The sequence below is a fragment of the Glutamicibacter sp. AGC46 genome, from assembly GCF_053543715.1.
On the sequence record NZ_JBLVOJ010000014.1, the window covers coordinates 1 to 8,794 of the forward strand.

Below are 8,794 nucleotides of genomic sequence, written 5' to 3' on the forward strand. Positions count from 1 at the left end.
TCGGAGTTTTTCCAGGTAAGCGACCTTGGCTAGCAGTCGTTTATTTTCTTGGCGGAGCTTGTCTTCTTCGCTCAAAGGCGATTTAGGTACGGAGCCTTTTGGGTGTCCTTTAGGTTTGGGCATCAGTGCGTCGTCGCCGCCTTTTCGCCATAACCGCACCCAATCGGCAACCAACACGTCGGAACTGACGTTGAACTTTGCGGCAAGTTCCATGGCAGTTTCACCTGCAAGGAACCGGTCAACGATTTCCTTCTTGGTCTCGAAGGAATACTGCTTTTTTGCTGGTTTCTGCATGAGGCATAGCCTGCCATGTAACCGCCACTTATTGTAGAGGCGCTTGCTCGCGGATGTACCGACTTTAATCACTGATGCCACAGACCTATATCCATAGCCTTGCTCGAAGAGTTCCACGAGTTGCTCGCGTTGGTACTCGGATAGTGTGCTTCGTGCGTGCATGAAAATGCTCCCCTAAAGTTGTTGACTTTTACAGTCCAACTTTCGGGGAGCAGTTCAATGCCGGGGCCTGATCGAGAGACCTGTCAGGTGCCCGGGCTACTGGTGGATATCCTCGGAGACCTGCTCCGCGGTTTCCGCTTCAAGCTTGGCGAAGGACTTCGCTTCACGGTAGGCGGCGGCCTCATAGCGTTCGTGCGCCACCTTGGCCAGGTGCGCGGCGCGCAGTGCCTGGTGCTGGGGGTTGCGGCGGATGTACAGGTAGCCTGCGCCCAGGATCAGGAACCATGCCGGGGTGATCAGCAGGGCGCTGAAGGTATCAACCTGGGTGGTCAATGCCCAGAGGATGAAGCCGAAGAAGCCGAGTACCACGTAGGGCATGACGACCCCGCCGGGCACCTTGAACTTCGAGGCGTCATGCAGGTGCGGGCGGCGTGCGCGGAAGACCAGGTAGCTGAGCAGGATGATGGTCCACACGAACATGAAGCACAGGGCCGAGACTGTGGTGACCAGGGTGAAGGCGCCCATCACCGAGTCGCCACTGTAGAGCAATGCGACGCCTGCCAGCAGGAACATGCAGGAGAACATCAGTGCGTTCTTCGGCACCTTGCGGCTTGAAAGCTTGGCGAAGCCCTGGGGCGCATCGCCTTCCATGGACAGGCCGCGCAGCATGCGCGAGGTCGAATAGATCCCAGAGTTGGCGCTGGAGGTCGCGGAGGTGAGCACCACGAAGTTGATGATGCCCGCGGCACCGGCCAGGCCGGCCAGGGCGAACATGCCCACGAACGGGGACTGCTCGGCGGAGAACAGGTTCCACGGTTCCACGGTCATCAAGATGATCAAGGCTCCGACGTAGAAGAACAGGATGCGGATGGGGATCGAATTGATCGCCTTGGGCAGCGTCTTTTCCGGGTCCTTGGTTTCCGCTGCGGTCGTGCCGACCAGCTCGATGCCCACGAACGCGAACACCGCAATCTGGAAGCCGGCGACGAAGCCCATGAAGCCGGTGGGGAACATGCCGCCTTCGGTCCACAGGTTGGAGAAGGAAGCGGTGGCCGAGTCGTGCTCGAAGCCGGTGATGACCATGACCAGGCCGACTACGATCAGCGCGCCGATGGCCACGATCTTGATCAGCGCGAACCAGAATTCGGTTTCGCCGAAGGCCTTCACGGTGGCCAGGTTCAGCACCAGCAGCAGTGCGATGCAGCCCAGCGCCGGGATCCACAGCGGAAGGTCGCCCCACCAGAAGGCGACGTAGTGGGCGATGGCCACCACGTCGGCAATGCCGGTGACTACCCAGCAGAACCAGTAGGTCCAGCCGGTGAAGAACGCCGCCCACGGGCCCAGCAGGTCCCCGGCGAAGTCGGCGAAGGTCTTGTATTCGAGGTTGCTCAGCAGCAGCTCGCCCATGGCGCGCATGACGAAGAAGAGCATGAAGCCGATGATCATGTAAACGAAGATGACCGACGGGCCGGCGACCGAAATGGTCTTGCCCGAGCCCATGAACAGGCCGGTGCCGATAGCGCCGCCAATGGCGATCAGCTGGATGTGACGATTGGAGAGCCCGCGCTCGAGAGTGGGATCAGAACTGGTGGTACTCATGCTGGTTGCCTTCCAGGAGTGTGGCGTGACGCCCTGAAGGTGTCCTGCCTCCAAGCCTTCATGGCTTGGAGCGCAGGGACTGGCTTCGTTGAACACATCCGGTACGGAGGATTCCAGCTGGCATGCCCGGCAAGCTGCGCAAGGAGCAGGAGCCGGTTAAGCCACGGGGAGTACCTCGAAACCGGTGCGCTCGGTGCGGCACTGTTCTAGGTCCCTCCCCAATCTGTATGTATACCTGAGAGTTTTCACTTCGGCCCGACTACTGGGCGAAGATTGCTCCTTCGGTGAGCGCGGCGGAACCGTGCTGCTTTCCAGATTTGCCTCTTCGTGGCGGTACGGGTGCCTGAGAGTTTCCCGGGGAGGAAATTGCTCCTACGGCGCCCGCCCATGGTGTGGACGGATCTCTCCCGCCACGCATCAACGGCATATGTGGTGATTGCCATCACAGTATGCGCAGAAAAACGAACGTGGTGCAAGTCGCAATTTCACACTCCAGGCCCCGGATAACCGCTTGGACACGCCAATCGGGGAAAGTGGCGGGCGAAATGGGGGATTTTCTGCTTCGTAATGATTCGGGAAGCAAGGGGCATGGATACGGCTAAGCGGGGCATCGGATCAACCGATGCCCCGCTGTGGAAGCCCGGAGGCCTACTTCCCGAACCGTCGCAGTCGCAACGAGTTCAGTACCACCAGCACCGAGCTGGCTGCCATGGCCGCTCCGGCGATCATCGGGTTCAGCAAACCCAGGGCCGCAATCGGAATGCCGGCAGTGTTGTAGGCGAAGGCCCAGAACAGGTTCATCTTGATGGTGGACAGGGTCCTGGCCGACAGATCGATGGCCTGCGTGACCTGATGCAGGTCGTTGCCCATCAGGGTAATGTCCGCGGCTTCGATGGCCACATCGGTGCCCGAGCCCATCGCGATGCCGAGGTCGGCCTGTGCCAGTGCTGGTGCGTCATTCACGCCATCACCCACCATGGCCACGACCTTGCCCTGCTCCTGCAGCGATGTGATCGCCTTGGCCTTGTCGGCGGGGAAGACCCCGGCGAATACGTCTTCGGCCTTGATGCCTACCTGGGCGGCGACCTCGGTAGCCACCGATTGGTTGTCGCCGGTCAGCAGCACCACGCGCAGGCCGCGCTCCTGGAGTTCGGCAATAGCTTTCGCGGAGCTGTCCTTGATCTTGTCCGCCACCGAGATCACAGCTTGGAACTGCTGGTCCACCGCGACCAGGATGGCGGTCGCGCCGGCCTGTTCGGCTTCCGTGAGCATGGCCTTGGCGGAGTCATCCAAGGAGGTGCCCTGGGCTTCGAGCCAGCTGAAGCGGCCTACGGCAACGCGATGCCCGTTGACCGTGCCGACCACGCCGCCGCCTGGATCCGAATCGAAGTCGCTGGCCTCGGGCAATGGACCCAAGCCGGCTGCGGCCTTGGCGATGGCCTGGGCGATCGGATGCTCGGAATGGTGTTCCACGGCACCGGCCAAGGCCAGGACCTCATTGGGATCGACCCCGTCGATGGCCTTGGTGCCTTGATGGGTCATGATCCCGGTGGTCACGGTGCCGGTCTTGTCCAGCACGATGGTGTCCAGCTTGCGGGTATCTTCCAGGACCTGCGGGCCGCGGATCAGGATGCCCAGCTGCGCGCCGCGTCCGCTACCGACCAGCAAGCCGATCGGGGTCGCCAGTCCCAATGCGCAGGGGCAGGCGATGACCAGCACGGCGACCGCAGCGGTGAACGCCTGGTAGGGATCGCCGCTGGCAAAGAACCAGATCATGAACGTGAGCAGCGCAATGGCCAGTACGATCGGCACGAAGACGGAGGAAATCCGGTCAGCCAGGCGGGCAATGGGCGCCTTGCCCGACTGGGCTTCGGAGACCAGCTTGCCCATCTGGGCCAAGGTGGTGTCCGCGCCAACGCGGGTAGCTTCAATCACCAGCCGGCCCGAGGCATTCAGGGGCGCGCCGGTGACTTCATCGCCGGGCGCAACTCTCTGCGGTACCGATTCACCGGTCAGCAGCGAGGTGTCTACCGCGCTGGCGCCGTCAATGACCACGCCGTCGGTGGCGATCTTCTCGCCGGGGCGCACCACGAAATGGTCCCCGACCTGCACCTGCCCGGCAGGGATCTTCACTTCCGTGCCGTCGCGAAGCACCACTGCATCCTTGGCGCCCAGGTTCAGCAGGGACTTCAGCGCATCGGATGCCGAGGACTTGGCGCGGTGCTCCAGGAAGCGGCCTAGCAGCAGCAAGGTGGCCACGACGCCGGCCGTTTCAAAGTAGAGCGCATGCTCGGACATGGACATGCCGACATGGGCAGTCAGCTGCGGATCGAGGATCAGCTGCACTGCAGAGAAGAAGTAGGCCGCGAGCACACCGAGGGAAACCAGGGTGTCCATGGTCGAGGCCAGGTGCCGTGCGTTGACGGCCGCTGCCTTGTGGAAAGGCCAGGCGCCGTAGAAGACCACGGGAGTGGCCAGCGCGAAGGCGACCCAACCCCAGTGCGGGAACTGCGCTGCGGGAATCATGGAAATGATGAACAGCGGGATGGTGAAGATCGCGGAGACCAGCAGGCGGCGCAGCAGGTGGTTGGGCACCAGGTGCTCGTGCCCGCCGTGCTCATGCTCACCATCTCCCTGGTGATCCGAACCCGCAGGTTTGGGCGGGTGCTTGAGGGAAGCGGTATAGCCGGCGGCTTGCACCGTATCGATCAGTGCTTCATCGGTGACATCGGCTGGGACCTGGACCTTGGCGGTTTCCAGGGGCAGGTTCACCGTCGCGCTGACACCGGGCAGCTTGCCGAGTTTGCGTTCCACCCGATTCACGCACGAGGCGCAGGTCATTCCCTGGATGTCCAGATCGACGGTGCGCAATTCGGGGATTGTTTCATGCGGGGCATGGGAAGTCATGATTTACGACCTTGCACTTTCTTGCCGTTGTGGCTTGGTGCCTGGCTTTTTTGCGGCTAGGCGTTAATTGCTTCGACGGTGTAACCAGCCTCGTCGATGGCATTGCGAATGCTTTCTTCGCTTACGGTTGCGCTGGTGGTGACGTTGGCGGTGGACACGCCCTTCGCATCGAGTAACACTTCGACCTCTTGCACCCCGTCAAGCTCCTTGAGCTCCTCGGTGACAGAGGATACGCAGTGGCCGCAGGTCATGCCGGAGATCTTGATTTCCACATGGCTAGTCAGCGGGGTGCTCTGCTCGCGGGGAATGATCTGCAGGCCCTGGTTGGAGTTCTTTTCCGAGGAGCATCCGCAATTGCAGTTGTGGCTCATGATCTTGCTCTCTTTCGATGAATTCTGTGTGAATTGGAAATGGGTCCGTTGGGGCGCGCTCAGCGCACCAAACGGGAGATGGCGGCCGTGGCCTCGGCGATTTTGTCTTGCACGATGGATGGATCACCCGTCTCGATGGATGACTTGGCCGCATCAACCACGCAATGGCCGATATGGTCATCGATCAGCTGCACGCTGACCTTGTGCAATGCCGCGTTGATAGCGGAGATTTGGGTCAGGATGTCGATGCAGTACTTGTCTTCATCGACCATCTTGGCCACTCCGCGCACCTGGCCTTCAATGCGCTTCAGGCGTCGTTCCAACGCGCTTTTATCCGCGTGATAGCCGTGGTGCTCAGCTGTTTCATGTGGCGTGTGGTTGGTATCCATATTTCGATCATACCCCCTAGGGGTATTAAGTCAAGTACCCCCTAGGGGTATCCAGCATCCCCCAGCCGGAGAGGGAAGCACGGTAGGATTTCACCCGTGAGCCACAACGAACTTCATGTGCGTCCGATTTCCGGCACCGAGCACTCAGCATTCCTTGAGACCGCCCAAGACGTCAGCTTCCTGCAGCGTCCCGAATGGGCCCAGGTCAAGGGCGGCTGGCGCGGTGAATCCCTCGGCTGGTTCGAGGAAGACGAGCTGGTAGGCGCGGCACTGGTGCTGCATCGTGCAGCCCCGGTCATCAAGAAGACCCTCGCCTACATCCCCGATGGCCCGGTCATCGACTTCGGCACCTATGCTCCTGGACAGGTAATCCAGCCGCTGGCCGCCTACCTGAAGAATCGTGGCGCATTCCAGCTGAAGATGGGCCCGGGACTGGCCGTGCGCACCTGGGGTGCCGCCGCGGTGCGCAAGAACCTGGGCAAGGAAGGGTTCACCCAGCTCGCTGACCTTGAAACCCAGAGCACCTCAGGCACCGCGCTAGCGCTGAATGACGCCTTGCTGGAAATGGGCTTCTCCAAAGAAGATGTGGGTCTGGACTTCGCTGCGGGCCAGCCGGAATTCGTGGCCCGCGTGGCGTTGCAAGATGATGACGGCAACCAGCTGGACGTGGACCAGGTCATGGCCAGCTACTCGGCGACCACCCGCAACGAGACCCGCAAGGCGCTGAAGAGCACCCTGGAAATCGAAGTCGGCCAGACCGAGGACATGGCCCGCTTCCATGCCCTGTACAACCACACCGCGGACCGCCAGGACTTCACCGGCCGCCCGCTGGGATACTTCGAGAAGATGCACACCGTGCTCAACGAAGCGGTGCCGGGCTCCTGCACCCTGTACATCGCCAGCAATGAAGGCGTGGACCTGGCCGCATCCATTGTCATCCGTTCCTCGAACCTGGCCTGGTACCTGTACGGCGCTTCCTCCTCGGAGCAGCGCAAGCTGTTCGCGCCGAAGGCGATCATGCAGCACATGGTCATCGATTCCATCGAGGCAGGTTGCCGCTATCTGGACCAGGGCGGCGTGAGCGCGACCCTGGACAAGGAGCACCACCTCTCGGGGCTGACCAAGTTCAAGACCAACACCGGCTGCGACATCGTGCAGACCAACGGCGAGTGGGACCTGGCGCTGAACAAGCCCCTGGCGTGGGCCTTCGAAAAATACATGAACTGGCGCAAGAAGTAGGGAAAACACCACTTTGGCAATCGATCCAACCCAGCCATTTGTCCCGGTCATCCTCGGCGGGGACATCGGCACCTACACCTTGGCGCGCGAATTCTACGAGGCCTACGGGGTACGCTCGGTGGTTCTGCCGGCTGCCGGCAACGGCGTCATCGAGCACTCGGTAGCCATCGAACTGCGCCCCATCGGCTCCATGGCCGACGAGGGACGCGTAGTCGCGGCCCTGGTCGAGCTGGCCGATGAGCTGAAGGCCGCGGCGGATCGGCCGCTGATGCTTTTCGGCTCCCTGGACTTCCACATCATGCTGATCGCCAAGAACCGTGAGCAGCTTGAGGAACAGTACGTCATCCCGTACCCCCAGCTGGAAACCATCGAGGGTGCGGCACTGAAAGAGAACTTCTACGCGCTCGCCGAAAAATTGGGCATCGCCCACCCGCGCACCGCCGTGTATTACCCGGGAACCCCGCTGGATTCGCTGGTTGGTTCCTTCGACTACCCGGTCATCGGCAAGCCATCGAGCTCCGCGGATTGGATCGCCGCCAAGTTCGAGGGCAAGCAGAAGATCCACACCATCGACAGCCGTGCCGACCTCGAAGCCCTGATTTCCAGAATCGATGGCAGCGGCTACGACTCGGGCTACATCTTCCAGGAGTACATTCCGGGCGGAGATGACGCGATGCGCCTGTGCACCTACTTCGCCACCCAGGAAGAAAAGGTCATCTTCGCCGGCTACGGCGAAGTGGTGATCGAGGAGCATGCCCCGCTGGTGCTGGGCAATTCGGCTGCCATTGTCACCGGTCGCAACGATGCGATGGCCGCCGATGGCGCGCGCATGCTCGAAGAACTGGGCTGGCGCGGAATTGCCATGATCGATGCCAAATACGATCACCGCGATGGCCAGATCAAATTCTTCGAGATCAACCCGCGCCTGGGCCGCAACCACTTCTACCTGACCGCAGCCGGGGTGAACCCGGCCCGTTTCTATGTCACCGAGTTCCTCGGCGCGCCGTTCGATCAGTCGAACCCGGAAACCGACGCGGTGGTGGACACCGGGACAGGAGTCTTGCAGCTGTCGCGCCAGCGGCTATTCACCGTGCTGCCGCACCACTTGCTGCGCCGCTTCCTGGACAGCGGAACCGGCCGCAAGGCGGAAGCACTGCTCAAGGCCGGCAAGGTCTCGAACCCGTTGAAGTTCGCAGCCGAGAAGAACCCTCGCCGCAAGCTCTATCTGCTGTTGAATGCGGCCAACCACTACCGCAAGTTCAAGGCGTTCCCGCCGCGCACCCAGTAGGCTTGCCCAGGCCTGATATGTGCCCGTAATTGTCAAGTAGGCATGGGTTAGCACCCGCTCGGCTGGATTGCCGAGCGGGTGCTTTTCACCTCCCTGATCGACCCGGTGGTGCGGCGTGTCTTGGTGACGCGTGGTCAGTCTGACATACGCGGGTTGGTTACCGCATGACCCTGTTTCGGCGAGAGCAACCAGCTTGTCTAGGATCGAGCGTGGCACCTCTTGGGATGCTGCTCATAGGCCTTCCGCTGATGCGCTCTTCACGCTGCATGCTCCACTTGGCATGATATGAGAGGCGAGTCTTGCAGAATTATTCGTCCATCACGGCCAATGACCAGCACCAACCGGCAAGTTCACGGGCAATCGCGGTGCACGCGACGGTGTGCTTCTTCTTGTGGCTGGCCAGGGTATTCCACCGCTGGTTCAGGCGCCGATTCCCGGCATCGCCCCGTGCCGCTGCCTGGGCCGATGCCTTGGCCCACCGGTCGGTCATGGTTTTCCCCGGCTGGTACCGCGGTTTGTGATGCCATGCAGCCTCGACGAGCAGC

General features: G+C 61.6%; 7 protein-coding genes, 1 pseudogene and 1 riboswitch. Of the genes and pseudogenes, 2 read left to right on the forward strand and 6 right to left on the reverse strand.

Translation table 11 applies throughout. The features are described from left to right. From ACNPM8_RS10385 to ACNPM8_RS10405, 5 genes are all read right to left on the reverse strand, one after another. Positions 1 to 294, reverse strand: a 294-nt coding sequence (locus ACNPM8_RS10385; RefSeq protein ID WP_448939796.1) for a helix-turn-helix domain-containing protein, incomplete at its 3' end; no start/stop codon positions are given. A gap of 258 nt (positions 295 to 552) precedes the next feature. Further along, positions 553 to 2,055 (reverse strand): D-serine/D-alanine/glycine transporter, encoded by a 1,503-nt coding sequence (cycA, locus tag ACNPM8_RS10390; RefSeq protein WP_133834170.1) that lies wholly within the window; start codon positions 2,053 to 2,055, stop codon positions 553 to 555. A 321-nt stretch (positions 2,056 to 2,376) separates the two neighbouring features. Then, positions 2,377 to 2,475: riboswitch (glycine riboswitch) on the reverse strand. Between the two features lie 228 nt (positions 2,476 to 2,703). Beyond that, positions 2,704 to 4,962 (reverse strand): heavy metal translocating P-type ATPase, encoded by a 2,259-nt coding sequence (locus tag ACNPM8_RS10395; RefSeq protein ID WP_448939797.1) that lies wholly within the window; start codon positions 4,960 to 4,962, stop codon positions 2,704 to 2,706. A 56-nt stretch (positions 4,963 to 5,018) separates the two neighbouring features. Further along, positions 5,019 to 5,333 carry a heavy-metal-associated domain-containing protein gene (locus tag ACNPM8_RS10400; protein WP_448939798.1) on the reverse strand — a complete coding sequence of 105 codons (315 nt, stop codon included), beginning with the start codon at positions 5,331 to 5,333 and terminating at the stop codon, positions 5,019 to 5,021. 59 nt (positions 5,334 to 5,392) lie between these two features. Further along, positions 5,393 to 5,722 carry a metal-sensitive transcriptional regulator gene (locus ACNPM8_RS10405; protein ID WP_105656113.1) on the reverse strand — a complete coding sequence of 110 codons (330 nt, stop codon included), beginning with the start codon at positions 5,720 to 5,722 and terminating at the stop codon, positions 5,393 to 5,395. Between the two features lie 96 nt (positions 5,723 to 5,818). Here ACNPM8_RS10405 and ACNPM8_RS10410 point away from each other — a divergent pair, with 96 nt between their 5' ends. Further along, positions 5,819 to 6,961, forward strand: coding sequence for a lipid II:glycine glycyltransferase FemX (locus tag ACNPM8_RS10410; RefSeq protein ID WP_448939799.1), 1,143 nt, complete (start codon positions 5,819 to 5,821; stop codon positions 6,959 to 6,961). A 13-nt stretch (positions 6,962 to 6,974) separates the two neighbouring features. Continuing rightward, complete coding sequence (locus ACNPM8_RS10415; protein WP_133834167.1) at positions 6,975 to 8,249, forward strand: carboxylate--amine ligase; 1,275 nt, start codon at positions 6,975 to 6,977, stop codon at positions 8,247 to 8,249. Between the two features lie 307 nt (positions 8,250 to 8,556). On the opposite strand, the pseudogene ACNPM8_RS10420 reads toward ACNPM8_RS10415, so the two are convergent. Next, positions 8,557 to 8,794, reverse strand: a pseudogene (locus ACNPM8_RS10420) (IS110 family transposase); the annotation flags it as partial.